This window comes from Glycomyces salinus, assembly GCF_016428645.1.
In the GTDB taxonomy this organism is placed as follows: Bacteria; Actinomycetota; Actinomycetes; order Mycobacteriales; family Micromonosporaceae; genus Glycomyces; species Glycomyces salinus.
Window position 1 is genome coordinate 30047 of record NZ_JAELXW010000024.1, and the last position, 26543, is coordinate 56589.

Sequence of the window (26543 nt, forward strand, 5' to 3'; positions counted from 1 at the left end):
CCCCGCGTGGGCGGGGAGCACGCTGCGCGGCAGGGCCCCGGTGGTCTGAATCGAGGCTCATCCCCGCGAGCGCGGGGATGTGGATAGGTACCGGTTTTGGGCTTCGGGTCTCGGTCCGGAGGATCGCGGCTCGAAGCCGTCAGGCCGCTGCTGACCCGCCGGATATCCGCGTCCGCGCAAGATCAGGCGACCTCTTCCCAGTTGATTCGGTAGTCGTACTGCCAGGCGGTTCGTTCAGGAGTGTTGAAGCGGCCCATGATGATCGGCAGGACCAGGTCTCTGATCCTGGCGGCGATCGGACCGGCGGCCTTGGCCTGGTTGGTGCGGGCCGCTATCGCGATGATGCGTTCGACCCGTTCGCGCCGGTTCCGGTGGTAAGCCCGGAACGCCTGGTCGATGGGCAGGTCCCGCAGGCAGCGGGCGAGTTCGATCGCGGATTCGGCCGCCAGGGAGGCGCCCTGGCCGGAGGACGGCGAGGTGGCGTGGGCGGCGTCGCCGACCAGGACGGCCCTGCCGCGGGACCATACCGGCGTGTGCGGCAGGTCCTCGAGCTTGTGCGCGGGGATGAACTTCTCGGGCGTTACGCGGTCGAGGATCTCCAGTGCCGGTCCGTTGTCCCGCGCGAAGGCGGTGCGCAGCGCCTCGATCCAGTGTTCGTAGCCGGTCGCCTCGAGCCCGCCGGAGGCGAGGCCCTTGACCGGGAGGTTGGCGAACCAGGCGCATTCGTCGCCCTCGACCTGGTATCCGAAGAAGGCGCGGCGTCCGAACATGAAGTACTGGGCGCCTGCGGTGTCGGGGACGCCGGTGCCGTCGACGTAGCCGCCGAAGCTGACCAGGCCGGTGTAGCGCGGGCCGGGGGCGCGGGGATCGACGACAGCGCGGACGGCCGAGCGGATGCCGTCGCAGCCGATGAGGACGTCGGCCTCGGCGGTGGTGTGGTCGTCGAAGCGGGCGATGACGCTGCGGCCGGTGTCGGTGGCATCGACGAACCGTTTGCCGTGGACGAGTTCGATGCCCTCTGCGGCGGCGAGTCGCTGAAGTTCGGCGCTCAGCTGTCCGCGCGGGAGCGTCAAGCGGGGCGCCTGTCCGGGCGGTTCTGGAATCTCGGCCAGGATCTTGCCGGTGTAGCTCCGAATGACCATCCGGCGGGTGGGCGTGGCGAGCTCGGTCAGGATGTCGTCGGCGCCGACGAGTCCGAGGGCGGCTCGGCCGTTGGGCGCGACTGACAGGGGTCCTCCGCGGCTGCCGGAGCCGGGCTCGTGCGCCTCGTAGACCGTCGCCTCGATTCCGGCCATGCGGAGTGCCATCGCCGCCACGGGGCCAGCGACGCCTCCGCCGATGATGACGGCGGTGCGGGCCTTGGTCTGGGGTCTCGTTCGGTGCTGCATGTCGTTCTCCACTCGTTTGCGCTGCCGACGGCAACGCTAGGGCGATGGAGTGGCACCGCGAATCGGCGTGGAGTTGCGTCCGGGTGTCGACCCTGGGAGTAGGCGGCCTTCGCCGATCCGCTGCACGGCGGCTCCGAACCACCTATATTGAGGGCGACTCACCCAGGGAGGGGTTTCAAAGTGGGCATGTCAGACAAGTTCAACGAGATGAAGGACAAGGCCTCCGACGCCGCCGAGGACGCGAAGGACAAGGCGGAGGACCTCTACAACAAGGCCAAGGAATCGCCGGCCGGCGAGAAGATGGACGAGATGGCCGACGACGTCAAGGAGCGGGCCCAGGAAACCGTCTCCAAGTTCAGGCGCGACGACTAGTAGGCGCCGAACGCGACGCGGCAGGGGCGAATCCGGTCGGATTCGCCCCTGCTCATGTGCGTGGTGCCGCCGCTAGCGCTTCCTGCGGCGCTTCTGCTGCTGCCGCTTGGCGCCCTGCCGCGAGCCGCCCGAGCGGCTGCCGGCGCCGGCCGTGGCCGGCTCCTCTTCCTCTTCGACCAGCTCGATAGGGAGGTCCTCGGTCTTGGCGTTCGGGGCGTCGTCCTCGTCGTCCTCATCGCGCGTGCCGGATCGCTTGTTGGCGACCTTCTGGTTGTGCTTCTTGTAGACCGGGCTGCGCTCGGCCATGTCGACCACCCACGGGGCGGCCAGGAACACCGAGGAGTACGTACCGGTGATGATGCCGACGAACAGCACCAGCGCCAGGTCCTTGAGTGTGCCGACCCCGAGCATGCCCACGCCGATGAACAGCAGCGCGCCCACCGGCAGGGCGCCGATGAGCGAGGTGTTCAGCGAGCGCATGAGGGTCTCGTTGATCGCCTCGTTGACGCCCTCGGCGAAGGTCCGCTGGCGGGTCTGGAGCAGGTTCGCGGTGTTCTCCTGGACCTTGTCGAACACGACCACCGTGTCGTACAGCGAGTAGGCCAGGATCGTGAGCATGCCGACCATGGTCGAGGGCGTGATCTCGAAGCCGATCAGCGAGAAGACCCCGGCCGTCAGCACCAGGTCGTGGCCGAGGGCGCCGAGCGCGGCCACGGCCATGCGCCGCTCGAAGCGGAGCCAGATGAACCCGGTGATCAGGATCAGGAAGATGATCAGGGCGATCAGTGCCTGCTGGGAGACCGAGGCGCCCCAGGTCGCCGAGACCTCCGAGATCGAGATGTCGTCGGCCGAGATTCCGGCCGCTTCGGCCATGGCCTGGCGGACTTCCTGGGACTGGTCGCCGTCGAGGGTGGCGGTGCGGATGATGAAGGTCTGGTCGCCGACGGAGCCGGCGATCTGGCCCGAGGCGACCTCGGCGCCCGCCGCCGAGGCGGCGTCCTCGACCTCGGTGATGGTGACGTCGCCCTCGGCCGGAACGGTGTACTGGTTGCCGCCGGCGAAGTCGATGCCAAGGGAGAAGCCCTTGACGATCATGACCGCGATGCTCGCGGCGATGATGATCGCCGAGAACAGGTACCAGCGTTTCCGGTGGGGGACGAACTGGATGTTGGTCTCGCCGCGGTAGAGCTTGCTCCACATGGACAGCGGCTTGTCGGTGTTGTGCGTGCTCATCGGTGCTCCTTAACCGCGCGCCTTGCCGGGGGCCGGGACCGCTTTGGTGTGGAGCCCGGACAGGTGGACGTTGCTGAGGACCCTGCCGCGAGCCATCCACTCGGCGATCGGGTGGGTGAACAGGAACACCACCAGGACGTTCACCAGAGTCGAGACGCCGAGGGCGAACGCGAACGCGCGGACCGGGCCGATGGCCAGGAAGTACAGGACCAGGGCCGCGATGATGGAGACGGTGTTGGCCGACAGGATCGTGCGCCTGGTGCGGATCCAGGCTCTGGGCACCGCCGAGCGGGCCGATCGGCCGTCCCTCATCTCCTCCTTGATGCGTTCGAAGTAGACGACGAAGGAGTCGGCGGTGATGCCGATCGCGACGACGAACCCGGCCACGCCGGCGAGGGTCAGTGTCAGGCCGATCTGGGAGCCCAGCAGCGCCACCAGCGGGTACAGGACGACCGCGGCGGTAGTCAGGCTGCCCAGGACGACCAGGCCGAGGATGCGGTAGTAGACGAGGCAGAACAGGAAGACCAGGGCCAGGCCGATGCCCATGGCCAGCAGCCCGGCCTCGAGCTGGACGACACCGAGGGTCGCGGTGACGTCGTTGATGGTCTGGACCACGAAGCTGATCGGCAGCGAGCCGAAGTTGAGCTGGTCGGCCAGCTGGTTGGCCTCGTCGGCGGTGAAGTCGCCGGAGATCTGCGTGGTGTTGCGGGACGCCTCCCGGATGGTGGGGGCGCTGACGACCTCGTTGTCGAGGACGATCGCGACGTTCTGGCCGACGTTCTCGGTGGTCAGGTTGCCCCAGCGCTCGGCGCCGGCGGAGGTGAACTCGACGTTGACGACGAAGTTGTTCAGGCTCGCCTGGTCGGTGCCGACGTCGGCCGAGGCGACGTCGGAACCCAGGACCGTGGCGGACTGGAGGAGGAACTTCTGGGGCGGGGCGACCATCTGGCCGTCCTCGGTGACGGCTGGCTGGCACGCGGTGACCTCGGCGTCGGGTTCCTGGACCGACCCGGGCGGGCGGGCGTCGAGCTGCTCGCAGGTGATGGTGGGGACGTAGTACTGCACGGAAGCCGGGAGCAGGCCGACCTCTTCGGGGGTCAGCTCGCCGAACGGTTCGAGCGCGGCGAGGCTGGCCTCGTCGGTCGGGACGGTGGTCAGGCTCTGGGCCATGGTCGCGGCCTCCTCGCCGACCTTGGCCAGGATGTCCTCGATGCTGGCGTCGCCCTGGGGTGTCTGGTCCTGGTCGTCCTGGTCGTTCTCGGTGTCGACCTGGGCGCCGCCGGAGTTGTCGTCGGTGGTCTCGTCGGTCGGCTCCTCGCCGTCGCCGACCTCCTCGTCCGATTCCCCGGTCGGCTCGTCCGAGGCGCCGTCGGTGGCCTCGTCGGTCGGCTCCTCCCCGTCCCCGAGGTCCAGGTCTTCGAGGACGGAGAAGTCCTGGGTGGAGGCGGTGACGATGCGGAAGCGCAGCTCGGCGGGGGCACCGACGTCACGCAGGGCGTCCTCGTCGGTGTCGTGCCCGGCCACGTTGACCACGATGTTCTCATTGCCCTCGACGTAGACCTCGGGCTCGGCCACGCCGGTGGAGTTGACGCGGCTCTCGATGATCTGCCGGGCCTGCTCCATGGTCTCTTCGTCCGGCTGGTCGTCGGAGTTGGTCAGGTAGGCCGTCAGCGTCATCGACAGGCCGCCCTGGAGGTCGAGGCCGAGCTTGGGAGTGGGGAACTTCAGGCCCGCCCCGGCGACCGATGACGCCCACAGGACTCCGATCACGGCCAGCAGCGCCACGAAATAAGGGGCGACGGGCAGCCGCTTTCGCTGGATTTTCTTGCGCGGGCGGTCGGCGCCCGTGGTTGCACCCATGTTGGACGGCAATGGTCAGTCTCTTCCTCGGTCGGTTCGGCGCGGGCGCACACGATGGACCGCGCCGGGCGTGCCGGTCCCGGAGGGGTGGTTCAGCACACGTTGTGTCGGCGCGGCTCATTCTAGACGGCCGCGATCAGCGGCTGGAGTGGGCGTGCGATTCGGCACCCGTCAAGGAATATGAGCCGTGTTTACGACTAGTATTCCTTGCGGTCCGATTTGCCGCTGTGCTGGTCGTCGCCGCCGTCGTCGGTCGAGCGGAGCTTCTCAAGGTCCTCGTCGGTGAGGGTGGCCTCCTCCTCGCTGAGCGGGGCGGATTCCTCCTCGGCCGGGGCCTCCTCCTCAGCGCCGGACACGACCTTGGCGATGGCCTGACGGGCGAACACGAGGAAGACGTCATCGCTGGCCTCGAGGGTCACCGTCTCGTCGTCGGAGTCGACGACGGTGCCGTACAGGCCGCCGATGGTCATCACACGCGCGCCGGAGCCGACCTTGGTCTGCATGTCCTGCTGCTCGCGCTGGCGCTTCCTCTGCGGCCGGATCATCACGAAGTACATCAGGGCGATGAAGCCCACGATCATGATCAGGAAGATCAGGTTGCTGCCGCCACCACTGTCCTGAGCGAGAACGTCTACAGCTGAGAGCACGGTGTGCCTTTCGTCGTTGTGTGGACTCTTAAGACGTGCGCGGAGTCTACCGCGCACGTATCAGACAATCCCCACCCTACGCGGGGTCACCGGCGAACAGTCCTTCGGTGGAAGGGGGTTCGAGCCCCAGGTGCCTCCACGCTTCGGCCGTGGCCACGCGCCCGCGCGGAGTGCGGGCGATCAGCCCGGCCCGGATCAGGTAGGGCTCGGAGACCTCCTCGACCGTGTCGGTCTGCTCCCCCACCGCCACGGCCAGGGTCTTCGGCCCGACCGGGCCGCCGCCGAAGGTCTTGACCAGCGCCCGCAGGACCGCCCGGTCCAACCGGTCCAGGCCCAGCTCGTCCACGTCGTAGAGCGCCAGCGCCTCGACCGCGATCCGAGAATTGATCACCCCGTCGGCCCTGACCTGGGCGAAGTCGCGCACCCGGCGCAGCAGCCGGTTGGCGATGCGAGGCGTGCCCCGCGAACGCGAGGCGATCTCGGCGGCCCCGTCGCCGGTGACCTCGACCCGCAGAATCCCGGCCGAGCGGGTCACGATCGACTCCAGCTCGGCTTCCTCGTAGAACTCCAGCTGGCCCAGGAACCCGAAGCGGTCCCGCAGCGGACCGGTCAGCAGCCCGGCACGGGTGGTGGCGCCGACCAGCGTGAACGGCTCAAGATCGAGCGGGATGGCCGTCGCCCCCGGGCCCTTGCCGACCACCACGTCGACCCGGAAGTCCTCCATGGCGGTGTACATCAGCTCCTCGGCCGGGCGCGCCATCCGGTGGATCTCGTCGATGAACAGCACCTCGCCGGGCCCGAGGCTGGTCAGGATGGCCGCCAGATCCCCCGAGCGCTCCAGGGCCGGGCCCGAGGTCTGCCGCAGCCCCACCCCGAGCTCGCCGGCGACGATCATGGCCAGGGTGGTCTTGCCCAGGCCGGGAGGGCCCGAGAGCAGGATGTGGTCGGGCGGGGACTGGCGCTGCCTGGCGCCTTCCAGCAGCAGGCCGATCTGCTCGCGGACCCGCGCCTGCCCGATGACCTCGTCGAGCTTGGCGGGCCGGATGCCGGCCTCGGCCTTGCGGTCCAGCTCGGTGGCCTCGGCCGCGGTCAGGGCCGCGTCCCACTCCTCGGCGGTGTATTCGGGTTCGTCCATGGACTATCGCTTCCCGAGCATTCGGATGGCCTGCTTGAGCAGGGTGGGGACGTCGGCGCCGTCGACGCCCTCGGCGTCGAGCTTCTCGATCGCGGTCTTGGCCTCCGAGGCCGACCAGCCCAGGGCCTGGAGCCCCTGGCCGACCTGGGTGCGCCAGCCACCTGGCCGCGAACCGGACTGCTTGGGCGGGGAGGTCTCGATCGGGCCGATCTTGTCGGCCAGGTCCAGCACGATCCGCTCGGCGCTCTTCTTGCCCACCCCGGGGATGCGCGAGAGCGTGGCGGTGTCGGCGGTGGCGATCGCCTGGCGGATGATGTCGGGCCGCAGCGCGTCGACCGCGTCGCGGGCGATGCGGGGCCCGACCTTCTGGGCGGTCTGGAGTAGCTCGAACAGGTCGCGCTCGTCGGGCGAGTTGAAGCCGAACAGGGTGATCGACTCCTCGCGCACGATCGTGGATACGTGCAGGACGGCCTTGTCGCCGACCTTGAGGTTGGCGAGGGTGTGGGGTCCGGAGTGGACGGCGTAGCCGACCCCGTTCACGTCGATGACGGCGTGGGTCTCCCCCACCGCCGCTATGGTCCCGGTGAGTTGGGCGATCATCGCGGTTGTCCCCTTCTCGGCGAGGCCCGCGGGCCGTGGTCCGGTCCGGTCGAGGCCGATGCGAGCTTGGCCTTGAGCCCGCCGCGCCACAGGTGGCAGATGGCGATGGCCAGCGCGTCGGCGGCGTCGGCCGGCTTGGGCGGATCGGTCAGGCGCAGGATGCGGGTGACCATGGCCGTCACCTGGCGTTTGTCCGCGGTGCCGTTGCCGCAGATCGCGGCCTTGGCCTCGGAGGGAGTGTAGGTGGCGGTGGGCAGCCCGGACTTGGCCCCGGCCAGCAGCGCGACGCCGGACGCCTGGGCCGTGCCGATCACGCTGGCCACGTTATGCTGGCTGAAGACCCGCTCTACCGCCACCGCCTCCGGCTCGAACTCCTCCAGCAGCCGTCGCAGTCCCTCGTCGAGCGCGAGCAGTCGATCGGCAAGTGGCGCTTCAGGGTCAGTGCGGATCACCTCGACGGCGACCATCTTGCCCGGCGCGCCGGGACGCCCCTCCACGACGCCGACGCCGCACCTGGTCAGCCCCGGATCGATCCCCATCACGCGCACTCGCCCCTCCGTTCGCTCGCTCGCGCCAGCTTATCGGCCGAGGCCGACAGGTGCGTCCGGTGACGCCGGTGATGTTGCCAATAAACTACTTGCCGCCCGGCAAGCTCAGGGTTAACCTGAACAGGGCCAGGTTGTGAAGACCTCGCACTTCGGCCCCGAATCCCGAACTCTCCCAACGAATTTTGCGAGATTACCGTGTCCGCTGCTGCGTTCAACCCTGTGGCCGTCGAGAACGGCCACTCGCGCCGCTTCATCACCATGATGGTATTCGTCCTCGGCGCCCTGACGGCGACCGCGCCGTTGGCGACCGACCTCTACCTCCCGGCCTTCCCTGAAATGGCCGAAGCCCTGGGCTCCACCGAGAACCACATCCAGCTGACCCTCACCTCCATGATGATCGGACTCGGACTCGGCCAGGCCGTCCTCGGCCCGCTCTCCGACCGCTTCGGGCGCCGGATACCCCTGCTGATCGGCATGGGGCTCTTCACCGTCACCGCGCTGGCCTGCACCGTGGCGACCAGCGCCGACCAGCTGATCGTCATCCGCTTCTTCCAGGGCCTGTCCGGCGCGGCGGGCATGGTGATCGCCCGCGCGGTCATCCGCGACCACTTCGTGGGCGACGACATGACCCGCTTCACCGCCAAGATGCTGTTCATCACCATGCTCGCCCCGATGCTGGGCCCGATCATCGGGGCCCAGATCATCACCTTCGGCCCCTGGCCGCTGGTCTTCGTGTTCATGGGAGTCATGTCGGCACTGGCGACCTTCCTGGTCTGGCGCTTCCTGCCCGAGAGCCTCCCGGCCGAGCGCCGCCGGGAGTTCAGCGGCGGCGCGTTCGCGCGGACCCTCGGCAGCCTGGTGACCGACCGGTACTTCATCACCCCCGTCCTGGTGGTCATCTTCAACTTCTCGATGCTGTTCACCTACGTGTCGACCTTCAGCTTCGTCTCCCAGAACCAGATGGGGGCCTCGGCCGGGAGCTACTCGCTGATCTTCGGCGTCGGAGTCCTGGCGCTGCTGGCGGGCAACCAGGCCAACATGCTGATGATCGACCGGATCGAATCGAGCCGCCGCATGGTCATCGGCCTGTCGATCTCCATGACCGGCGTGGCCGTGCTCGCGGGCCTGACACTGACCGGGACCGACAGCCTCATCTCGGTGCCGATCGCCCTGGCGGTGATGATGCTCGGCAGCGGCGTGATTTTTCCGAACGCCGGGGCCGCGGCGATGTCCTCGCAGGAACCGCAGATCGCCGGTACCGCCTCGGCGTTCATGGGCTGCCTGCAGATGGCCGCCGGAGGCGTGATGCCCGCGCTGGCGACGATCGGCGGCGTCAGCCTGGCGAGCATGACCGGCGGCATCGTCGCCTACGGCATCGTCACCACGATCGCCGTCATCGCGATGCTCCGCGTCTACCGGCGCGAACCGGTCGCCGCCTAGCCGCGACGAACGACATCCGCCCGGTCCCCTGCGGGGCCGGGCGGTTTCGTTTAGCCCCCTTCGGCGGCGGGAAACTCCCCTGTGTGCGTGACAGGCGATTCCACGACCGTCGGGAGGCAGGCCGGGTCTTGGCCGGGATGCTCGACCGCTACCGGGACCGCTCGGACCTGCTGGTCCTCGGGCTGCCGCGCGGCGGGGTGCCGGTGGCGTTCGAGGTCGCCGAGGCGCTCAACGCGCCGCTGGAGGTGCTCATGGTCCGCAAACTCGGCGTACCCGGGCATGAGGAGCTGGCCTTCGGGGCGGTCGCCACCGGCGGGATCATGGTCGTCGACGCCGGGGTCTTGAGCGGCTTCGGCGTCGACGGCGAAGAGCTGGATCGCATCGCCGAGCGCGAGCGCGCCGAACTCGATCGCCGCGAACGGGCCTACCGGGGAGATCGCGAGCCGCCGCGGCTGCGCGACAAGACCGTGCTGCTGGTCGACGACGGCCTGGCCACCGGCTCGACGATGAAGGCCGCGATCCGGGCCGCACGCGCGACGGAACCGGCGTGGCTGGCCGTGGCCGTGCCGACCGCCCCGGCGGGCACCTGCGAAGAACTGGCCCGGCTCGTCGACGACCTGGTGTGCGCCTCCAACCCCGAACCGTTCACGGCCGTCGGCCAGTCGTACCGGGAGTTCGAGCAGACCGGCGACGACGAGGTCCGAGAGCTGCTCGGCTTAGGACCCGCGGGATTCGGGCCTGGCTGGAGCGACGAATCCCAGCTCCCGAGCCACGGCCGCGGCCTCGCCTCGTGAGGCGACGTCGAGTTTCTCCAGGATGTTCGCGACGTGGAACTTCACGGTGTGCTCACTGATGTGGAGGACTTCGGCGATGCGCCGGTTGCGGTGGCCGCCGACAAGGTGGTGCAGCACGTCGATCTCGCGGGGATTGAGCCGTTCGGCCAGGTCGGCGGCGCGCGGCGCGGCTCCGCCCAGCGGAATGCGGGCGGTGACCGTGGTGCCCCATCCGGGGACGGCGTCGAGGTCGAACTGCGCGCCCAGCGCGGCGGCGGCCGTGGCGATGCGCCTCACGCCGGTGTCCGTCTCCGCGAGGACACCGGGGCCGTCGTCTCGGACGGTCACGCGCAGCGCGCCATCGCTGAGGTCCCAGGAGATGCGGATACGGTCGATCCCGGCCTGGTCGAGGGCGGTCAGGACCGCGCCGCGCACCAGTGCCCGCGCCGCGGCGGCGACCTCACCGGGGAGTACCTGGTCGGCCCGTTCGGGCGGATCAAGTTCGAGCTCGGCGTCGTTGTATCGCATGAGCAGGACGAGTTTGTCGGTCATTCGCGCGAAGGCCGTTCCGGCGGTCTCGGCGCCGCCGTGGCGTTCGCGCCCGGTCGCCGAGCGCAGATCGACCATGGCGGCCGCCGCGATGTCGGCGGCGGTGCGGCGCGCGGCGGCGTCGGAGAGTTGGCCCGAGCGCAGGGCGCCGAGGACGCCGCCGAGGGTGGCCGCGTGGGCGTCGGTGAGCTCGAGGATCAGGCGGGCGCGGTCGCCCGACTCGACGTGCGAGCGCGACAGCTTCACCGGTTCGACTTGGGCGTTGAGGATCATGACATGCGCCGCGGCCAGGTCCCACAGGCGCTGGAGGACGTCCCCGGCGGCCTCGTCGGGGCTCGGTTCGGTCGGCAGGGCCGCCAGCACGGAACCGGCCGATCCGGGAGGGGCGGACGCGACCGCGACCACCGGCAGGACGGCTCCGGCGACGCTGATCTCGCCGTGCCAGGGTCGGCCCGGTTCGACCAGGCCGGCGAGCCTGGCCATCTCGGCGACCGTCTCGGGGCAGTCGGGGGCGTCACCGTGGCTGCGGACCGGCACGGACACGCAGTCGCCGCTCTGGAGCAGCAGGCCCCGGTGGGGCAGGACGGCGCCGGCGATCGCCGAGACGCGCGGCAGGATCTCCGGCAACGGCGCTTCCAGCAGGTCCCGCGTCTGCGCGAGGACGGTCGCGTGCTCCTGGGGCCTCATGCGGGCAACTGTAGTCGGCTCGGACGCGGAGGCGCCTCCTCCTTCGGTGGGGCCGAACCGCTCGAACGGCCGGGTTGCGACCGGGTCGGGCGCGATGAGACTGAGAGGGGTTCAGTCAACGTTCGAATCGGGAGTGCTCATGGAAGCTCGACAGCGGAACCTCGGCGACCTCAGCGTGCTCGTCGCCCGTCTGGGAGTGGGGATCATCCTGCTCGCCTACGGGTGGCAGAAGCTCGCGGACTGGGGCCTGTCCACGACCGCCGAGATCATGTCCGGCGGAGGCGTGCCGCTGCCGCAGGTCAGTGCCTATGCGACGACGTTCGGCGAGTTGCTCGCGGGCTCGGCGATCATCCTTGGAGTCGCGGTACGGCCCGCCGCGATCGGCGCGGCGCTGCTCATGACCGGCGCGATCGTGTTCGTCAACGGCGCCAGCGGCCTGTACGCCGAGCAGGGCGGCTACGCCTTCCCGCTCGCGGTCGGCGCGGCCTCGCTGCTGCTGGCCGTCACCGGGTCGGGCCGCTTCGGGCTCGACCCGCTGCTGAAGCCGGTCTACGACCGGATGCGCCCGGTCGCGAGCGCGGTCCGATGACCGAGTCGAGCGTGACCCGCCGCGGGCTGCTGCGCGGTACGGGCGCCGGCGCGGCGGCCCTGGGGCTGGCCTCCTGCGGCGAAAACTCGGCCTCATCCTCGTCGGAGGGCGGACCGACGCCGGACTGCGTGCTCACCCCGGAGGGCACCGAGGGCCCGTACTACCTGGACCTCGACCTCTCGCGCGGCGATCTGACCGAGGGCCGCGCGGGGGTGCCGCTGCGGCTGGACTTGACCGTGGTCGACACCGGTTCCTGCGCGCCGATCCAGGACGCGGCGGTGGACGTGTGGCATGCCGACCCCGACGGGACCTATTCGGGGACCGAGGCCCACGGCACGGTCGGTGAGACCTACCTGCGCGGCGTCCAGCTCACCGACGCCGACGGGCGCGCCGAGTTCGACACGCTCTATCCGGGCTGGTATTCGGGCCGCACCGTCCACATACACGTCAAGGTCCACGTCGAGGGCGAGACGGTCCACACCGGTCAGCTCTACTTCCCCGAGGACGTCAACGGCGAGGTGGCCGAGGTCGCCGAGTACGCCCGCGACAGCGGACCGGACACCGCGAACGCCGACGACATGTTCTATCCGAGCACGGGCGCCGGATCGACCCTCGACCTGTCCGGCTCGGTCGACCAGGGGTTCACCGCGAGCATGGTGCTCGGCGTCGGCGGATGACGCCGACCGGGAACTCGGTGCCGCCCCCGCTCGCGGGGGCGGCCCGTTCCGTGTCCCCCTACGCGTCGAGTTCGGCGAGGACCTCATCTGGAATGTCGACGTTCGTGTAGACCTCCTGGACCTCGTCGGAGTCCTCCAGGGCGTCCACGACGCGCATGACCTTGCGGGCGCCCTCGGCGTCGACCGGGACGCTCGTGGAGGGCTGGAAGCCGGCCTCGGCCGAGTCGTAGTCGATCTCGGCCTTCTGGAGCGCGGTGCGGACCTCGACCAGGTCGCTCGGCTCGCACAGGACCTCGAAGCCGCCCTCGCCGAGGTCGTTGACCTCTTCGGCCCCGGCGTCCAGGACGGCCATGAGGATGTCGTCCTCGGTCAGGCCCTCGGTCTTCGGAACGATGATCACGCCTTTGCGGGAGAACAGGTAGCCCACGCTGCCGGCCTCACCGAGGGTGCCGCCGTTGCGGGTGAGCGCGACCCGCACTTCGGAGGCGGCGCGGTTCTTGTTGTCGGTGAGGCACTCGATGAGCACGGCCACCCCGCCGGGCGCGTAGCCCTCGTACATCAGCGTCTCGTAGTTGACCCCGGCCCCGTCGAGGCCGCCGCCGCGCTTGACGGCGCGGTCGATGTTGTCGTTGGGCACCGAGTTCTTCTTGGCCTTCTGGATGGCGTCGAACAGCGTGGGGTTGCCGTCGGGGTCGGGGCCACCGGTGCGCGCCGCCACCTCGATGTTCTTGATCAGCTTGGCGAACAGCTTGCCACGCTTGGCATCGATGGCGGCCTTCTTGTGCTTGGTCGTCGCCCACTTGGAGTGGCCACTCATACCGGCGTTTCCTCGTTCCTCTAGTCGGCCTCTCCGGCGCCGGAGCGCCGGACCATGTCCACGAAGTATCGGTGCACGCGCGCGTCATCGGTGACCTCCGGGTGGAAGGAGGTGGCCAGGCAGGCGCCGGCGCGTACCGCGACGATCCTACCGCCCGGGCCCTCGGGCCCGGAGTCCCCGCTGCTGACGCGGCCGATCACCTCGACGCCCTCGCCGACCCGCTCGACCCAAGGGGCGCGGATGAAGACGCCGCGGAACGGGCCGCCGTCGAGGCCGTCCAGGTCGATCTCGGCTTCGAAGGAGTCGACCTGGCGGCCGAAGGCGTTTCGGCGGACCGTCATCGGGATCGCACCGAAGGAACGCTGGTCGGGGCGGCCGTCGAGCACGTCGGAGGCGAGCATGATCATGCCCGCGCACGACCCGAAGGCGGGCATTCCGGCGTCCAGGCGCTTGGCGATCGGGTCGAACAGTTCGAAGACCCGCAGCAGGTGGCTCATGGTCGTCGACTCGCCGCCGGGGATCACCAGGCCCTCGACCGAGTCGAGCTCGGAGGCGCGCCGGACCGGCACCGGCCGGCCGCCGGCGGCCTCGACCGCACGCGCGTGGTCGGCCACGTCGCCTTGCAGCGCCAGGACACCGATCTGGGGCACGCGCATGTCAGAGAACTCCAAAGTTGTGCTTACGGCGGGCTTCTCAAGCGTAGTTCCGGCCGCGCGGGCTGCCTACCTGGGCGATCGGTACTGTGACCGGATCCGGGTGGGGGTTCGGGCGTTGGGCGCGATCCGTTAGGCTCACCGGCTGAACGTGCCGCACCCCTTAGGAGCCCTGAGGAACCATGCCTGAGATTGTCAAGCGCAACCCGATGCCCCGTTCGGTCCGGGCCGGACGCAACGCGATGTGGTTCCAGGCCGCGATCAGCGCCGTCGTCGGCGGGCTGGTCGTGCTCGCCCACCACACCGCCCGCGACCTGGTGCCCCCGGCCGCCGAACACGACGTCTACCGCGCCGCGGTCGGCCTCGGCACGCTCACGGTGTGCCTGCTCCTGGCCATCGCCCTGCTGCGCACCCAGTGGCGGGCGCTGTGGCTGCTGGTCCTGCTCAGCCAGGTCCTGAGCCTGGCGGGCCTGGCATGGCTGATGGCCACCGGCGGCCTGTACTGGGCACTGTGCATCGCCTTGGCTATCGTTCCGATTATCATCGTCGGTACCCTGACCGAGCGGTTCGCTCGGAGATGGTTCAACCACTAGCTCCCGGAGGCTGACTGCCAAATGCTCCCCCAACCGAACTTCGGCCCCGCCTCCGAGCCCGACCCCGTCGGTGGCGACGACGACGAGGAGCTCGGTCCGCCGAAGCAGATCGGTCGCCTGCGGATCTCCATGTGGGTCCAGGCGGTGTGCGCGGTGATCGCGGGGAACTTCCTGGTCGTCGCCGTCTTCTCGTACCGGGGCATGAGCCTCGACGAGCTCACCGACATCTACGAGGGCGCCGACGGCGTCGAGGACCCGGCCGGACTGGCCCGGGACGCCTTCGACTACTACCAGGGCACCGGGTTCCTCGCCTCGACCCTGACGATGGCCATCGTGGCGGTCCTGGCCGCGATCGTCACGGCCCTGTGCGCGCTGCGGCTCAAGACCCGGCTGAAGTCCGTGCGCTGGACCGCCGTGGTGACCTCGGTGCTGCTGTTCCTGACCGGAATGCTGATGACCACCGTGTTCGGCTACTGGGTGGCGCCGTGGGTGGTCGCCTCGGTGCTGTCGCTGTGGTGGCTGTTCGCCGGGGACGTCCGGTGGTGGATGAGCGAGAAGCGGAAGTAACCAGGACTCGTCCTCTTCGACCCCGTCCCCGTCTGATTCGTGCTCGGCGAGGTAGTCGATGAACCTCGCCCGCGCCAAGGGCTCGGCCTCACCCCACCTGCCCTGGGTGGTCTGGCGCCACATCGACACCAGGTCGTCGATGGCCACCCCGATCTCGGCCACGTCCGGGTCCAGGTCGGTGTTGGCCGCTGCCGGAGTGTGCTGGATCAGGTCGATGAAGAACCGCCAGTCGCGCCGGTGCCGCGCCAGGGCGAACGCCCGGTGCTGAAGGTCGGCGGTCGACAACTGCTCGAGGTCTTCGGCGTTCATGCCACCAGCCTATGCTTCGAGCCTGGTTTGCGTGTGTCGATGGGCGTTTGCGCGGCTTCGGCTACTTAGGATCTCGTCATGATCAAGAGAGTCCTTCGCGCGGGCGCGCTGCTCGCCGCCGCCGCGCTCATCGCCCTCGCCGCTCCGGCGCAGTCCCACCCGGTCGCGCACGACTCCGGCGTGTTCTACCTCAAGGTCACCGACCAGGACGGCTTGGTGGCCGACGCGGTGCTGACCTGTCCGGGCGGCTGGCTGCACCCCCACGGTGCCGAGTCCTGCTCCCAACTGGCGGCTACCGGCGGCGATATCTCGGGCATCCCGCCGGCCGGCGGGTTCTGCCACCTGATGTACCGGCCGGTGACCGTGGCCGCCCACGGGCACTGGAACGGCGACTTCCGCAGCTTCGAGGCCGAGTTCGGGAACCTGTGCCGGGCCGTGGAGGCGACCGGCGGGTACCTGTTCGACTTCGGCTGAGCCCAGACGCGAAAGCGGCGGGCCGGAGCGTCTTGCTCGGCCCGCCGCTACTCTGCGTCTCTACCAGCCGCGCTTGGCGAGCTTCTGGTCCTCGTCGAGGGTGTCGACGTTGATGCCGACCATCGCCTCGCCCAGGCCGCGGGAGACCTCGGCGACGACCTTCGGGTCGTCGTAGAAGGCGGTGGCCTTGACGATGGCGGCGGCGCGTCCCGCCGGGTCGCCGGACTTGAAGATGCCCGAGCCGACGAAGACGCCCTCGGCGCCCAGCTGCATCATCATGGCCGCGTCGGCGGGAGTGGCGATGCCGCCGGCGGTGAACAGCACCACCGGGAGCCTGCCGAGCCTGGCCACCTCGGCGACCAGCTCGTAGGGGGCGCGCAGGTCCTTGGCGGCGGCGAACAACTCGGCCTCGTCGAGCTTGGACAGGCGGCCGATGTCGGCGCGGATCTGGCGCATGTGCCTGGTCGCCTCGACGACGTTGCCGGTGCCGGCCTCGCCCTTGGAGCGGATCATGGCCGCGCCCTCGGTGATGCGGCGCAGGGCCTCGCCGAGGTTGGTCGCCCCGCACACGAACGGGACGGTGAACTTCCACTTGTCGATGTGATTGGCCTCGTCGGCGGGCGTGAGCACCTCGGACTCGTCGACGTAGTCGACGCCGATGGCCTCCAGGACCTGGGCCTCGACGAAGTGGCCGATCCTGGCCTTGGCCATCACGGGGATGGAGACGGCCTCGATGATGCCGTCGATCATGTCGGGGTCGGACATGCGCGACACGCCGCCTTCGGCGCGGATGTCGGCGGGCACGCGTTCGAGCGCCATGACGGCCACGGCCCCGGCGTCCTCGGCGATCCTCGCCTGCTCGGGGGTGACGACGTCCATGATGACGCCGCCCTTCAGCATGTCGGCCATGCCGCGCTTGACGCGGGCGGTGCCGATCTCGGCCTCGGTCTTCTGGGTCTCTGCCACGGTCACCGGCTCCATCTAGTGGTTGACAAGTTCTGTCATTAGGGGTACCTGACGGCGTCGATTCTACGCCGCGACCGACCTCACAGAACCGCTCGATCACTGCATGGGGTCTTCGATGTCCCAGTACTGGGGGCGGGGCAGGCGGCGGTGGAGCCGCAGCAGGACGGCCGCCGGCAGGGAGCGCGAGGCCACGGCGTCGCGCACGAAGTCGGAGTGGATCTGGCGGGCCAGGGCGACGCGCCGGTTCGCGGTCCCGAGGTCCTCGGCCCAGGCCGGGTCGGGATCGAGTTCGCGCAGGGCGCGGGTGAGGTCGTTCTCGGCGTACTCGCGCAGCTCACGCTGCCGCTTGTCGTCGGCCGGGACGGCCACGACCGACAGCGCCAGGGCCACGACCTCGTCGAAGCCGGGCTGGCCGACGAACTTCAGGACCGTCTCGGCCCGCTCGTCGAGCTTGGTCAGCAGCGCGGTCTCGGCGGTGTGGGCGCGTCTGTGCAGGCGTTCCACCCGCGTCACCGTCCACGTCGCGTACGCGCCGACGACGGCGACGATCGCAACGAGAACGGCCAGCCACCACATCTGGATCATCGTAAGCGAGGGCGCCCACGACCGGTGGTCCGGCGTGGGCGCGCTTCGGTGCTTCGACTGTGCTAATCGCTACTCATCACTTCCCGTCGCGTTGCGTTCTCGATGGCTCATGACCTGCCTTGCGGCCACCAGGCCGAGCAGGAATGCGAGTGCGCCGACGATGATGTTGTTCCAGATGACGCCAACCGTCGGGTCGGTCCCCACCATCCACGGCGAGATGACCAACCAGAGCCCGATCGCGCTCATGGCCCAGCTCATGCCGTACATTCGCTCCGGGGCCACGGTGAATCCGAGCGCGAGCAGACCGATCGCGACGCCCATGATCAGGTTGTGCGTCGCCAGTGCCGCCTGAGAGGTCGCGAAATCGACCACCCATGGCGATATGACGCAGTATAGGCCGATGAGGAAGAACGGCGCGTCGATGAGCACCACGTCTCTCCGGCCCATCATCTTGGCGTAGCGGGTCCGCATCTCTCGTACGTCCGGGTGGGTCGTTAGATCACCCCTGTGTGAGACATCGGCCATCCGACTGCCCTCCGTCCGATCCGTGCGCGTGCGGCTGCACGGGGATACACGGATCGTTCCCCCTCATTATGGACCCGTAGCGACTGTGAGTAAAGGGGTCGCGACTCAGCGGCGCCGCACGGCGCCGGCCTCGATGGCGGCGCGGTAGACCTCGACGACCCGGTCGGCGACCTCGGGCCAGTCGTAGCGCCTGACCCACTCGTTCGCCCGATCGACGTAGTCGTCGCGCAGGCCGGGGTCGTCGAGCAGGCGGGCGGCCTCGGCGGCGAGAGCGTGGGCGCTGCCGACCGGGAACAGGCCCCCGACGCGGCCGCCGTCGAGGACGCTCTTGAACGCCTCGATGTCGGAGGCGAGCACGCAGGTCCCGGCGGCCATGGCCTCGGTGAGGACCATGCCGAACGACTCGCCGCCGGTGTTGGGGGCGACGTAGAGGTCGACGCCGGCGAGCATCGACGCCTTCTCCTCGTTGGAGACCGCGCCGAGGAAGTGGACGCGGGAGGCGGTCTCGGAGTCGAGTCCGGCGACGGCCTCGGCCGGGTCGCCGCGGCCGACGACGAGCAGGTGCAGGTCGGGCCGTTCGACGGCGAGGGAGGCGAACGCCTCGCGGAGGATGCCGAAGCCCTTGCGGGACTCGGTGTAGCGGCCCATGAAGCCGATGGTGGGCCCGTCGGGCTTGCCGACCAGCGGCGCGGCCTTGCGGTAGAAGGCGACCGGGACGCCGTTGGGGATCTCGACCGCTCCCCCGCCGAGGTGCTCGACCTGGACCTTGCGGGCGTGGGAGGAGACGGCGATGCGCGCCGAGAGGTTCTCCAGGACCAATTGGGCCATGTGCTTGCCTGCCGCGAGCATCCGCGAGCGGGTGATGGCGGTGTGGAAGGTCGCCACGACCGGGCACTTGGCGGTGAGCACGGCCAGGCACGAGAGGCTGGGCGTGAGCGGCTCGTGGACGTGGACCACGTCGAACTCGCCTTGGAGGCACCAGCGGCGCACCCGGGCGGCCGAGCGCGGCCCGAACGCCAGGCGGGCGATGGAGCCGTTGTAGGGGACGGCCAGGGCCTTGCCGCCGGGGACGACGAAGTCGGGGAGGTCGGCGGTCTGGGTGGCCGGGGCCAGGACCGAGACGTCGTGACCGGCGCCGATGAGGGTCTCGGCCAGGTCGGCGATGTGGAACTGGACGCCGCCGGGCACGTCGAAGGAGTAGGGGCTGACGATCCCGATCCGCAGGTCCCCCATCACGACTCCAGGGTGTCCGCGCTCGACGGTCCGGATGGGGCGTTGAAGTCGGCCGTCCAGAACCGCTGGAGCATGTGCCAGTCGGCGGGATGGGCGCCGATGCCGTCGGCGAAGGCGTCGGCCACGGCCTGCGCGGTGTGGCCCAGGCGGTCGCGCAGGCGGCCGGTGCCGGTGTCGACCGGCCCGGTGATGTGGCAGACGGCGCGGTCGCTCGCGTAGTGGATGTGGGCGGTGAACAGCGGGACGTCGTTGCGGATGGCCAGCAGGGCCGGGCCGACCGGGAAGGTGGTCGTCTCTCCGAAGAACTTCACCTCGACGCCGCTGCGGCCCAGGTCGCGGTCGGCGACGAGGGCGACGACGTGGCCGTCGGCCAGGGCCTCGCCGAGGACGGCATCGGGGCCGCGGTCGCCGCCGGAGGCCGGGACGATGCGCATGCCCAGCGATTCGCGGTACTCGACGAAGCGGCGGAAGACCCCTTCGGGTTTGAGCCGTTCGACGACGGTGGTGAGCTTGTTGCCGGCGATCTGGGGCACCCAGGCCCCGGCGAAGTCCCAGTTGCCCGAGTGCGGCAGCGCCACGATCGAGCCCTTGCCCGCGGCGGCGCGCTCGGCGACCGGCTCGTAGCCGTTCATCTCGAAGTTGCGGTCGATGTCGTCCCGGCTCATCGACGGGAGGCGGAACGCCTCCATCCAGTAGCGGGCGTAGGAGCGCATCGCCTCGCGCACGAGCTCGGGCTCGGGTTCGCCGCCGACGACGCGGGCGAGGTTGCGGCGCAGCTGGCGCACGCCGCGGCCGTCCTTGCGCCAGGCGCGGTCGGCTCCGGCGCGGAACAGGGCCGCCGCGGCGGCCTCGGGCATGAGCCTGACGCCGCGCCAGGCGGCGAGGTAGGCCCATTCGTTGAGCTTCTCAGGCATCGGCATGGCGCTCCTCGACGGCGGTGAGGCTGGCGCGGGCGTGGACCAGGCGCTGGGCGACGGTGATGGTCGTCAGCAGTGCCAGCAGCCCCATGCCGACCTCCAGCGAGTAGGGGACGCCGACGATCTCGACCAGGACGGCCGCGCCGGCCAGGATGAGCCGTTCGGGACGTTCGGCGATGCCGACGTTGCACTCCCCGCCCAGGCTCTCGACGCGGGCCTTGACGTAGGAGACCACTTGGGAGGTGATGAGGGCGACCAGGGCGAACGCGCAGCCGAGGAAGCGGTCCTCGGCCAGCAGCCAGTAGGCCAGGCCGGCCAGGATCGCGCCGTCGGCGATCCGGTCGCAGGTCGAGTCCAGCAGCGCCCCGAATTTGGAGCCGCTGCCCTGGACGCGGGCGATCGCGCCGTCGATCATGTCGGTGAACGCCGACAGGGCCACGACGATGAGCGCGGCGAGCAGGTGCCCCTGCGAGAGCAGGAAGATCGAGGCGGCCACGATGACGGCCGTGCCGATCACGGTGACGGCGTTGGCGGAAACGCCGATGCGGATGAGGACCTTCGCGACGGCGTCGACATAGCGCCGCAAGCTGGCTCTGCCAGAGGTCCGAAGGAACTTCGCCATGGTCTCCTGATTTCTTCGGCGGCGCCCACTGGGTGTTCGGGCAACGGGCTGGTAGGGGATGACTCTATAGTGCCCTTCGGCCTATTCCTCCTTCCAAGCGGCGGCGAGTTCGTCGCGGGTGTCGGCCAGGAGCTGCGGGAGGGTCTTGGTGCGACCGATGATCGGCATGAAGTTCGAGTCGCCGCCCCAGCGGGGAACGACGTGCTGGTGGAGGTGACCGGCGATGCCGGCCCCGGCCACCTGGCCCTGGTTCATGCCGATGTTGAAGCCGTGGGCGCCCATCGCGGCCCGGATCACCCGCATGGCCCGCTGTGTGAGCGACCCCATCTCGGCGACCTCGTCGGCGTCGAGCTCGGTGTAGTCGGGGACGTGCCGGAAGGGCACGACCATCAGGTGGCCGCTGTTGTAGGGGAACTTGTTCATCACGACGTACATCGATTCGCCCCGCGCGATGATGAGGCCGTCGACGTCGCCGAGCCCCGGGATCTCGCAGAACGGACAGCCCTCCATGTCCGTGTCGTCCCCGGTCGGCTTGCCCTCGCCCTTGATGTAGGCCATGCGATGCGGTGTCCACAGCCGCTCGTAGCCGTCAGGTTCGCCGACGCCGTCAGGTGCTTGATCGTTCACGGGAACGATCCTAGGCCACCGTGTCGTGTGCCGGTAATCCCACGAAACTTCGGTGACACGCTGTGTCGGTTAGGCTCCAGTTGTGACTCTGGCGCAGCTGTATCCCGTTCTGCTCATAGGGTGCGCCACCGTCCTGGTCTCCATCGCCGCGATCCGGGCGACCCATCGGATCGGCCTGCCGGCGCTGCTGGTGTTCCTCGGCATGGGCATGGTCATGGGCGAGGACGGCCTGGGCATCCCCTTCGACGACTTCGAGCTGGCGCAGGTGCTGGGCACGTTCGCGCTGGCGCTGATCCTCATCGAGGGCGGCCTGTCGACCCGCTGGAAGGCGATCTCGGCGCAGTTGGCCCCGGCGAGCCTGCTGGCCACGGCCGGGGTGGGCATCAGCGTGGCCGTCGTCGCCTGCGGGGCGCACTACCTGCTGGGATTCTCCTGGCAGACGTCCCTGATCCTGGGCGCGGTCGTGGCCTCGACCGATGCGGCGGCGGTGTTCTCCGAGCTGCGCGGGGCGGGCCTGCCCAAGCGCCTGTCGGGGACGTTGGAGGCCGAATCGGGCTTCAACGACGCCCCGGCGGTCATCCTGGTCCTGGCGTTCTCCTCGACCGCCGGCATCCCGAGCGCGGTCGCCTTGGTGGGGACGCTGCTGTGGCAGCTCGCCGCAGGCACCGCGATCGGGCTGGCGGTCGGCTTCGGCGGGGCGTGGCTGCTGCGCCGGCTCGCGCTGCCGGTCTCGGGTCTCTACCCGCTCGCGGTGTTCAGCCTGGGCATGGCGGCGTTCGCGGCCGCCGGTGCTTTGAACGCGTCGGGGTTCATCTCGGCCTACCTGGCCGCGCTGATCCTGGGCAATTCGCACCTGCCGCACCGGGCGGCGACCCAGTCGTTCGCGACGGGCCTGGGCTGGGTGGCGCAGTTGGGCATGTTCGTGATGCTGGGGCTGCTGGCGAGCCCGGCGAGCCTGCTGGACGCCGTGGTCCCGGGCATGATTCTCGGCGCGGTGCTGACGCTGGTGGCCAGGCCGGTCTCGGTGGTGGCGTGCCTGCTGCCGTTCCGGTTCTCGATCCGGGAGCAGACCCTGGTCGCCTGGGCGGGGCTGCGCGGGGCGGTGCCGATCGTGTTGGCGACGATCCCCCAGGCCGAGCGGCTGCCGGGCGGTCAGGCCCTGTGGAACATCGTGTTCATCCTGGTGGTGGCGTTCACCCTGCTCCAGGGTCCGACCCTGCCGTGGGTGGCCAAGCGCCTGGGCCTGTCCGATCCGGCGGCGGTCCAGGAGGTCGACATCGAGACCGCTCCGCTGGACGCGGTCGACGGCGAGGTGCTGACGATTGCCATCCCGAAGAAGTCGGCCCTGGCGGGCCTGCGGGTCTTCGAGCTGCGGCTCCCGAAGGGCAGCGTGATCGCGGGGATCGTGCGCGGCGATGAACTGTTCGTCCCCGAACACACCGACCGCCTCCGCTCGGGAGACCAACTCATAGTGGTCACGACCCCGAGGCTGAGGGAGGCCACCGAACAACGCCTGACGGCCCTGGCCAGGGCAGGAAGACTCGCCCGCTGGCTCGGCGAATCCGGCCGTGGCTGATACCATCTATATAAGATACACACACTATCTATATAAGGAGTATTCATGGCCGTTACTTCACTTGACATAGATGACTCGGTACTACAGAAGGTCCTGCGGCTCTCCGGCCTGCACACGAAGAAGGACGCGGTAAACCTCGCGCTACGCGAGTACGCCGAACGACACGAACGCATCGCGGCCTATGATCATTTCTTCGATCTGGCTCAGGACTGGGACTATGAGTCCTGGCGCGCTCGCCACGAGCGCGAGAAGGAAGGCTTGGAGTGATCCGGTACCTTCTTGACAGTTCGGCGCTCTGGCGGATCTCCCGCGAGCGCGACACTCATCGGGCATGGGAATCCGCCGCCTCCAGTCTCGCAATCGGATCCTGCCATCCTCAACGAATCGAGTTCCGTCGATCCGCGCGAAATCATGCAGAATTTGAACGAATGACCGAAATGTTTGAGGTGCTCTATCCGGACATTCCGGTTCACAAATCATGTGCCCGTTGGGTGGAGAGCGCTCAGTACCGTTTGTCCGCCAAGGGCCTCCACCAGGGCCTATCATTGGTCGATCTCACGGTCGCAGCTACCGCGGTCCACCACGACCTGATAGTCCTCCACGACGATAATGATTTCCGAACCATCGCGGAGGTTGCCGGCGAACTGCGGCACCGCCGTGTCTCCGACTTCCCGGACTTGCCATGACCGAGCCTGAAAACACCGACGCGCCTTGGGAACCGAGTTCCCAAGGCGCGTCGCGTGCTCGGCGCTATTCGGCGGCGGAGGGGCCCTCATTGGTTCGGGATTCGACTACCTCGACCACGTGGGCCAGGGCCTCCTCCAACGGGACTCCGTTGCGCTGGGAGCCGTCTCGGTAGCGGAAGCTGACCGTTCCGGCGTTCTGGTCGTCGTCGCCGACGATCACCATGAACGGGACCTTCTGCTGCTGGGCGTTGCGGATCTTCTTCTGCATCCGGTCGTCGGAGTGGTCGACCTCGGCGCGGACGCCCCGCCCGCGGAGCTTGGCGAAGAAGCCCTCCAGGTAGTCCGCGTTCTCCTCCCGGACCGGGATGCCCGTCGCCTGCACCGGCGACAGCCAGGCCGGGAAGGCCCCGCCGTAGTGCTCGGTCAGGACGCCGAAGAACCGCTCGATCGAACCGAACAGGGCCCGGTGGATCATGACCGGACGCTGCCGGGAGCCGTCGGCCGCGGCGTACTCGAGCTTGAACAGCTCGGGCTCGAAGAAGTCGACCTGGATGGTCGACAGCTGCCAGGTGCGGCCCAGCGCGTCCTTGGCCTGGACGGAGATCTTGGGGCCGTAGAAGGCCGCCCCGCCCGGGTCGTCGACCAGGTCCAGGCCCGAGGCCGCCGCCACGTCCGCGAGGATCTGGGTGGCCTCCTCCCAGGTCTCGTCGTCGCCGACGTACTTCTCGGGGTCCTTGGTCGACAGTTCCAGGTAGAAGTCGTTGAGGCCGTAGTCGCGCAGCAGGTCCAGGACGAACTTCAGCAGCCGGGTGAGCTCCTCGCTCATCTGGTCCTTGGTGGTGTAGATGTGCGCGTCGTCCTGGGCGAAGCCGCGGGCGCGGGTCAGGCCGTGCACCACCCCGGACTTCTCGTACCGGTAGACCGACCCGAACTCGAACAGCCGCAGCGGCAGCTCCCGGTAGGAGCGGCCGCGCGAGTCGAAGATCAGGTTGTGCATCGGGCAGTTCATCGGCTTGAGGTAGTACTCGGCGCCCTCCAGCTCCATGGGCGGGAACATGCCTTCGGCGTACCACTCCAGGTGCTTGGAGGTCTCGAACAGCTGCCGCTTGGTGATGTGCGGGGTGTTGACGAACGAGTAGCCCGCCTCCACGTGCTTCTGCCTCGAGTAGTCCTCCATGATCATGCGGATGATCCCGCCCTTGGGGTGGAACACCGGCAGCCCCGAGCCCAGCTCCTCGGGGAAGCTGAACAGGTCGAGCTGGCTGCCGAGCTTGCGGTGGTCGCGCTTCTCGGCCTCGGCCAGGCGCTCCAGGTACTCCTTCTGCTCGGCCTTGGTGGGCCAGGCGGTGCCGTAGACGCGCTGGAGCTGCGGGTTCTTCTCCGAGCCCATCCAGTACGCGGCGGCCGAGCGCATGATCTTGACCGCCCCGATGAGCTTGGTCGAGGGCAGGTGCGGGCCCCGGCACAGGTCGGACCAGACCCGCTCGCCGTTGCGGTCGAGGTTGTCGTAGGCGGTCAGCTCGCCGCCGCCGACCTCCATGACCTCGGCGGCGTCGGTGCCCTCGCCCTTGGTCTCGATCAGCTCCAGCTTGTAGGGCTCGTGCGCGAGCTCGGCGCGGGCCTGCTCGAGCGAGTCGTACCTGCGGCGCTCGAAGCGCTGGCCCTGCTTGATGATCTGAAGCATGCGCTTCTCGATCTGCTTGAGGTCGTCGGGGGTGAACGGGTCGTCGACGTCGAAGTCGTAGTAGAAGCCGTCGGTGATCGGCGGGCCGATCCCGAGCTTGGCCTCGCGCAGCTCCTGCACGGCCTGGGCCATGACGTGGGCCGCCGAGTGGCGCAGCACGTTCAGCCCGTCCGGGCTGCCGAGCGGGACCGGTTCGACCTTGGTGTCGGCCGGCGGGGCCCAGGAGAGGTCGCGGAGCTGCCCCTCGGGGTCGCGCACGACGACGACCGCGTCGGGCCCGGCGGTGGGCAGGCCGGCTTCGGCGACGGCATCGGCGCACGTAGTGCCAGCCGTCACCCAGAGCGGTTCGACGACGGCTGGACTGGTGTTGGGCGCTGCGGATGCCACGGTTCTCCCTCGATCTGATTGCGGCCGGATCTGCCCGGCGCTCGACATTCGGGTCAATGGTAGTCGCCGGTCCGGGCCGCCCTCCAACGCGTTACGCGCCCCGAAGTTCCCGCGCTCGCGGACTTGACCTTGGACCCGGCTCCAAGGTTTAGGTTCGATGTATGACCACCGCAACCGCGAAATTGACCGTCGGGAAGGTCGCCGAGTCCGTGGGCGTCTCGGCCGACACGATCCGGTACTGGGAGCGCGAGGGACTGTTCCCGCCTCCCGAGCGCAGCCCGGCCGGGTACCGCCGCTACGAGGCCGACGCGGTCGACCGGGGCCGGTTCATCCGCACCTGCCAGCGCGCCGGCCTGCGATTGAGCGACATCGCCGATCTGCTGGCCGTGCGGGACACCGGGACGTGCCCGTGCGAGCCGGCCGGGGAGCACCTGGAGCGGCGCATCGGCGAGGTCGCCGCCGAGATCGCGCGACTGGAGGGGCTGCGGAGCCAGTTGACCTCGATGTTGACGGCGGTCCAGACGGCCCAGGGCGGCGGCGAGTGCGACGAGCCGCTGCCGGACTACTGGTGTCCGCCCGAGGAGTGCGCGGAAGGAGGTGCCCGATGAGCGACGACTGCTGTGAAGACCCCGGCTGCTGCGGCTCCGGCTGCTGCGATTAGGACCTATGTCGGTCCGGCCGGGGGCCGCCGATGGATCGGCGGCCCCCGGCCGTGCCTCACGAGGTCAGCCGCCGGTTCCCAGCGGGGAGGGCAGGACGCGCACCGGCTCGCCGACGAGCGACCCGATGATCCACTCACCTTCGTGGGGAACGACGTTCGTGGC

The 26543-nt window shown here is 69.6% G+C and carries 31 protein-coding genes; 13 read left to right on the plus strand and 18 right to left on the minus strand.

Features of this window, described 5'->3' with window-relative positions; genetic code table 11:
• Positions 1-182: 182 nt before the first annotated feature.
• On the minus strand, positions 183-1388 hold the full coding sequence (locus JFB92_RS09620; protein ID WP_199037479.1) for an FAD-dependent oxidoreductase: 1206 nt from the start codon (positions 1386-1388) through the stop codon (positions 183-185).
• Positions 1389-1574: 186 nt separating this feature from the next.
• Between JFB92_RS09620 and JFB92_RS09625 the strand changes: the two genes are divergently transcribed.
• Positions 1575-1760, plus strand: coding sequence for a YtxH domain-containing protein (locus JFB92_RS09625; RefSeq protein WP_199037481.1), 186 nt, complete (start codon positions 1575-1577; stop codon positions 1758-1760).
• Positions 1761-1832: 72 nt separating this feature from the next.
• Here the strand turns inward: JFB92_RS09625 and secF are convergent, their stop codons facing one another.
• The 6 genes from secF to ruvC all read right to left on the minus strand — a co-directional run bounded on the left by secF (position 1833) and on the right by ruvC (position 7783).
• Complete coding sequence (secF, locus tag JFB92_RS09630) at positions 1833-2993, minus strand: protein translocase subunit SecF (protein ID WP_199037483.1); 1161 nt, start codon at positions 2991-2993, stop codon at positions 1833-1835.
• A gap of 9 nt (positions 2994-3002) precedes the next feature.
• Positions 3003-4853 carry a protein translocase subunit SecD gene (gene secD, locus JFB92_RS09635; protein WP_199037486.1) on the minus strand — a complete coding sequence of 617 codons (1851 nt, stop codon included), beginning with the start codon at positions 4851-4853 and terminating at the stop codon, positions 3003-3005.
• A gap of 197 nt (positions 4854-5050) precedes the next feature.
• Positions 5051-5500, minus strand: a complete 450-nt coding sequence (gene yajC, locus JFB92_RS09640) for a preprotein translocase subunit YajC (protein WP_199037488.1) — start codon at positions 5498-5500, stop codon at positions 5051-5053.
• Between the two features lie 76 nt (positions 5501-5576).
• Complete coding sequence (gene ruvB, locus JFB92_RS09645; protein WP_199037490.1) at positions 5577-6635, minus strand: Holliday junction branch migration DNA helicase RuvB; 1059 nt, start codon at positions 6633-6635, stop codon at positions 5577-5579.
• 3 nt (positions 6636-6638) lie between these two features.
• Complete coding sequence (gene ruvA / locus JFB92_RS09650) at positions 6639-7235, minus strand: Holliday junction branch migration protein RuvA (RefSeq protein WP_199037492.1); 597 nt, start codon at positions 7233-7235, stop codon at positions 6639-6641.
• A complete protein-coding gene (gene ruvC, locus JFB92_RS09655) occupies positions 7232-7783 on the minus strand; it encodes a crossover junction endodeoxyribonuclease RuvC (RefSeq protein ID WP_199037494.1) in 552 nt (183 codons plus the stop codon). The genes ruvA and ruvC overlap by 4 nt, the downstream gene beginning before the upstream one ends.
• 195 nt (positions 7784-7978) lie before the next feature.
• Here ruvC and JFB92_RS09660 point away from each other — a divergent pair, with 195 nt between their 5' ends.
• Both JFB92_RS09660 and JFB92_RS09665 read left to right on the plus strand, forming a co-directional pair.
• A complete protein-coding gene (locus JFB92_RS09660) occupies positions 7979-9223 on the plus strand; it encodes a multidrug effflux MFS transporter (protein ID WP_199037496.1) in 1245 nt (414 codons plus the stop codon).
• 83 nt (positions 9224-9306) lie between these two features.
• The gene (locus JFB92_RS09665) at positions 9307-10017 is read left to right on the plus strand and encodes a phosphoribosyltransferase (RefSeq protein ID WP_199037498.1); all 711 of its coding nucleotides are present in this window, start codon (positions 9307-9309) and stop codon (positions 10015-10017) included.
• Here JFB92_RS09665 and JFB92_RS09670 read toward each other — a convergent pair.
• Positions 9940-11232 carry a helix-turn-helix transcriptional regulator gene (locus tag JFB92_RS09670; RefSeq protein WP_199037500.1) on the minus strand — a complete coding sequence of 431 codons (1293 nt, stop codon included), beginning with the start codon at positions 11230-11232 and terminating at the stop codon, positions 9940-9942. The genes JFB92_RS09665 and JFB92_RS09670 overlap by 78 nt on opposite strands.
• Before the next feature lie 139 nt (positions 11233-11371).
• Between JFB92_RS09670 and JFB92_RS09675 the strand changes: the two genes are divergently transcribed.
• The gene (locus JFB92_RS09675) at positions 11372-11821 is read left to right on the plus strand and encodes a DoxX family protein (protein ID WP_199037502.1); all 450 of its coding nucleotides are present in this window, start codon (positions 11372-11374) and stop codon (positions 11819-11821) included.
• Positions 11818-12498 carry an intradiol ring-cleavage dioxygenase gene (locus JFB92_RS09680; protein WP_199037504.1) on the plus strand — a complete coding sequence of 227 codons (681 nt, stop codon included), beginning with the start codon at positions 11818-11820 and terminating at the stop codon, positions 12496-12498. The genes JFB92_RS09675 and JFB92_RS09680 overlap by 4 nt, the downstream gene beginning before the upstream one ends.
• A gap of 58 nt (positions 12499-12556) precedes the next feature.
• Here JFB92_RS09680 and JFB92_RS09685 read toward each other — a convergent pair whose 3' ends face one another.
• Together JFB92_RS09685 and pdxT are read right to left on the minus strand one after the other, a co-directional pair.
• Positions 12557-13315, minus strand: coding sequence for a YebC/PmpR family DNA-binding transcriptional regulator (locus tag JFB92_RS09685; RefSeq protein ID WP_199037506.1), 759 nt, complete (start codon positions 13313-13315; stop codon positions 12557-12559).
• A gap of 20 nt (positions 13316-13335) precedes the next feature.
• Complete coding sequence (gene pdxT, locus JFB92_RS09690) at positions 13336-13971, minus strand: pyridoxal 5'-phosphate synthase glutaminase subunit PdxT (RefSeq protein WP_233162797.1); 636 nt, start codon at positions 13969-13971, stop codon at positions 13336-13338.
• Between the two features lie 179 nt (positions 13972-14150).
• Here pdxT and JFB92_RS09695 point away from each other — a divergent pair, with 179 nt between their 5' ends.
• From JFB92_RS09695 to JFB92_RS09710, 4 genes are all read left to right on the plus strand, one after another.
• Positions 14151-14561: a hypothetical protein gene (locus JFB92_RS09695; RefSeq protein ID WP_199037508.1), complete on the plus strand. Its 411-nt coding sequence runs from the start codon at positions 14151-14153 to the stop codon at positions 14559-14561.
• Positions 14562-14582: 21 nt separating this feature from the next.
• Entirely contained in the window at positions 14583-15128 is a 546-nt protein-coding gene (locus JFB92_RS09700; protein ID WP_199037510.1) for a hypothetical protein, read from the plus strand.
• Between the two features lie 58 nt (positions 15129-15186).
• The gene (locus JFB92_RS09705) at positions 15187-15396 is read left to right on the plus strand and encodes a hypothetical protein (protein ID WP_199037512.1); all 210 of its coding nucleotides are present in this window, start codon (positions 15187-15189) and stop codon (positions 15394-15396) included.
• Positions 15397-15515: 119 nt separating this feature from the next.
• On the plus strand, positions 15516-15911 hold the full coding sequence (locus JFB92_RS09710; RefSeq protein WP_199037514.1) for an SSI family serine proteinase inhibitor: 396 nt from the start codon (positions 15516-15518) through the stop codon (positions 15909-15911).
• A gap of 60 nt (positions 15912-15971) precedes the next feature.
• On the opposite strand, the gene pdxS is transcribed toward JFB92_RS09710, so the two are convergent.
• The 7 genes from pdxS to JFB92_RS09745 form a co-directional block, all read right to left on the minus strand.
• Positions 15972-16892, minus strand: a complete 921-nt coding sequence (gene pdxS, locus JFB92_RS09715) for a pyridoxal 5'-phosphate synthase lyase subunit PdxS (RefSeq protein ID WP_199037516.1) — start codon at positions 16890-16892, stop codon at positions 15972-15974.
• An 81-nt stretch (positions 16893-16973) separates the two neighbouring features.
• Entirely contained in the window at positions 16974-17453 is a 480-nt protein-coding gene (locus JFB92_RS09720) for a hypothetical protein (protein ID WP_199037518.1), read from the minus strand.
• Between the two features lie 78 nt (positions 17454-17531).
• Positions 17532-17987: an SPW repeat protein gene (locus tag JFB92_RS09725; RefSeq protein ID WP_199037520.1), complete on the minus strand. Its 456-nt coding sequence runs from the start codon at positions 17985-17987 to the stop codon at positions 17532-17534.
• 105 nt (positions 17988-18092) lie between these two features.
• Positions 18093-19211 carry a glycosyltransferase family 4 protein gene (locus JFB92_RS09730; RefSeq protein ID WP_199037544.1) on the minus strand — a complete coding sequence of 373 codons (1119 nt, stop codon included), beginning with the start codon at positions 19209-19211 and terminating at the stop codon, positions 18093-18095.
• A gap of 8 nt (positions 19212-19219) precedes the next feature.
• Positions 19220-20134, minus strand: coding sequence for a phosphatidylinositol mannoside acyltransferase (locus JFB92_RS09735; protein WP_199037522.1), 915 nt, complete (start codon positions 20132-20134; stop codon positions 19220-19222).
• On the minus strand, positions 20127-20759 hold the full coding sequence (gene pgsA / locus JFB92_RS09740; RefSeq protein WP_199037524.1) for a phosphatidylinositol phosphate synthase: 633 nt from the start codon (positions 20757-20759) through the stop codon (positions 20127-20129). Before pgsA ends, JFB92_RS09735 begins: the two co-directional genes overlap by 8 nt.
• Positions 20760-20840: 81 nt before the next feature.
• The gene (locus tag JFB92_RS09745) at positions 20841-21386 is read right to left on the minus strand and encodes an HIT family protein (protein WP_307789090.1); all 546 of its coding nucleotides are present in this window, start codon (positions 21384-21386) and stop codon (positions 20841-20843) included.
• An 82-nt stretch (positions 21387-21468) separates the two neighbouring features.
• On the opposite strand from JFB92_RS09745, the gene JFB92_RS09750 reads away from it, so the two are divergent.
• The 3 genes from JFB92_RS09750 to JFB92_RS09760 are packed head-to-tail and all read left to right on the plus strand — an operon-like array spanning position 21469 to position 23648.
• Entirely contained in the window at positions 21469-22962 is a 1494-nt protein-coding gene (locus tag JFB92_RS09750; RefSeq protein ID WP_199037527.1) for a potassium/proton antiporter, read from the plus strand.
• A 45-nt stretch (positions 22963-23007) separates the two neighbouring features.
• Positions 23008-23229, plus strand: a complete 222-nt coding sequence (locus JFB92_RS09755; protein WP_199037529.1) for a type II toxin-antitoxin system VapB family antitoxin — start codon at positions 23008-23010, stop codon at positions 23227-23229.
• Positions 23226-23648: a PIN domain-containing protein gene (locus JFB92_RS09760; RefSeq protein ID WP_199037532.1), complete on the plus strand. Its 423-nt coding sequence runs from the start codon at positions 23226-23228 to the stop codon at positions 23646-23648. The genes JFB92_RS09755 and JFB92_RS09760 overlap by 4 nt, the downstream gene beginning before the upstream one ends.
• Before the next feature lie 64 nt (positions 23649-23712).
• Here JFB92_RS09760 and thrS read toward each other — a convergent pair whose 3' ends face one another.
• Complete coding sequence (thrS, locus tag JFB92_RS09765) at positions 23713-25719, minus strand: threonine--tRNA ligase (protein WP_307789091.1); 2007 nt, start codon at positions 25717-25719, stop codon at positions 23713-23715.
• Between the two features lie 161 nt (positions 25720-25880).
• On the opposite strand from thrS, the gene JFB92_RS09770 reads away from it, so the two are divergent.
• A complete protein-coding gene (locus tag JFB92_RS09770; RefSeq protein ID WP_199037536.1) occupies positions 25881-26327 on the plus strand; it encodes a MerR family transcriptional regulator in 447 nt (148 codons plus the stop codon).
• Positions 26328-26543 lie beyond the last annotated feature (216 nt).

What these genes read in the sequence shown, in the direction of transcription:
- JFB92_RS09720 (WP_199037518.1), bottom strand. Translation starts at nt 17,453, where the DNA reads ATGTGGTGGCTGGCCGTTCTCGTTGCGATCGTCGCCGTCGTCGGCGCG.
- JFB92_RS09735 (WP_199037522.1), bottom strand. Translation starts at nt 20,134, where the DNA reads ATGCCTGAGAAGCTCAACGAATGGGCCTACCTCGCCGCCTGGCGCGGC.
- JFB92_RS09755 (WP_199037529.1), top strand. Translation starts at nt 23,008, where the DNA reads ATGGCCGTTACTTCACTTGACATAGATGACTCGGTACTACAGAAGGTC.
- JFB92_RS09625 (WP_199037481.1), top strand. Translation starts at nt 1,575, where the DNA reads ATGTCAGACAAGTTCAACGAGATGAAGGACAAGGCCTCCGACGCCGCC.
- JFB92_RS09700 (WP_199037510.1), top strand. Translation starts at nt 14,583, where the DNA reads ATGCTCCCCCAACCGAACTTCGGCCCCGCCTCCGAGCCCGACCCCGTC.
- JFB92_RS09680 (WP_199037504.1), top strand. Translation starts at nt 11,818, where the DNA reads ATGACCGAGTCGAGCGTGACCCGCCGCGGGCTGCTGCGCGGTACGGGC.
- JFB92_RS09620 (WP_199037479.1), bottom strand. Translation starts at nt 1,388, where the DNA reads ATGCAGCACCGAACGAGACCCCAGACCAAGGCCCGCACCGCCGTCATC.
- JFB92_RS09675 (WP_199037502.1), top strand. Translation starts at nt 11,372, where the DNA reads ATGGAAGCTCGACAGCGGAACCTCGGCGACCTCAGCGTGCTCGTCGCC.
- ruvB (WP_199037490.1), bottom strand. Translation starts at nt 6,635, where the DNA reads ATGGACGAACCCGAATACACCGCCGAGGAGTGGGACGCGGCCCTGACC.
- JFB92_RS09695 (WP_199037508.1), top strand. Translation starts at nt 14,151, where the DNA reads ATGCCTGAGATTGTCAAGCGCAACCCGATGCCCCGTTCGGTCCGGGCC.
- ruvA (WP_199037492.1), bottom strand. Translation starts at nt 7,235, where the DNA reads ATGATCGCCCAACTCACCGGGACCATAGCGGCGGTGGGGGAGACCCAC.
- JFB92_RS09670 (WP_199037500.1), bottom strand. Translation starts at nt 11,232, where the DNA reads ATGAGGCCCCAGGAGCACGCGACCGTCCTCGCGCAGACGCGGGACCTG.
- JFB92_RS09710 (WP_199037514.1), top strand. Translation starts at nt 15,516, where the DNA reads ATGATCAAGAGAGTCCTTCGCGCGGGCGCGCTGCTCGCCGCCGCCGCG.
- JFB92_RS09770 (WP_199037536.1), top strand. Translation starts at nt 25,881, where the DNA reads ATGACCACCGCAACCGCGAAATTGACCGTCGGGAAGGTCGCCGAGTCC.
- secF (WP_199037483.1), bottom strand. Translation starts at nt 2,993, where the DNA reads ATGAGCACGCACAACACCGACAAGCCGCTGTCCATGTGGAGCAAGCTC.
- JFB92_RS09725 (WP_199037520.1), bottom strand. Translation starts at nt 17,987, where the DNA reads ATGGCCGATGTCTCACACAGGGGTGATCTAACGACCCACCCGGACGTA.
- JFB92_RS09705 (WP_199037512.1), top strand. Translation starts at nt 15,187, where the DNA reads ATGAACCTCGCCCGCGCCAAGGGCTCGGCCTCACCCCACCTGCCCTGG.
- JFB92_RS09685 (WP_199037506.1), bottom strand. Translation starts at nt 13,315, where the DNA reads ATGAGTGGCCACTCCAAGTGGGCGACGACCAAGCACAAGAAGGCCGCC.
- pdxT (WP_233162797.1), bottom strand. Translation starts at nt 13,971, where the DNA reads ATGCGCGTGCCCCAGATCGGTGTCCTGGCGCTGCAAGGCGACGTGGCC.
- secD (WP_199037486.1), bottom strand. Translation starts at nt 4,853, where the DNA reads ATGGGTGCAACCACGGGCGCCGACCGCCCGCGCAAGAAAATCCAGCGA.
- pgsA (WP_199037524.1), bottom strand. Translation starts at nt 20,759, where the DNA reads ATGGCGAAGTTCCTTCGGACCTCTGGCAGAGCCAGCTTGCGGCGCTAT.
- pdxS (WP_199037516.1), bottom strand. Translation starts at nt 16,892, where the DNA reads ATGGAGCCGGTGACCGTGGCAGAGACCCAGAAGACCGAGGCCGAGATC.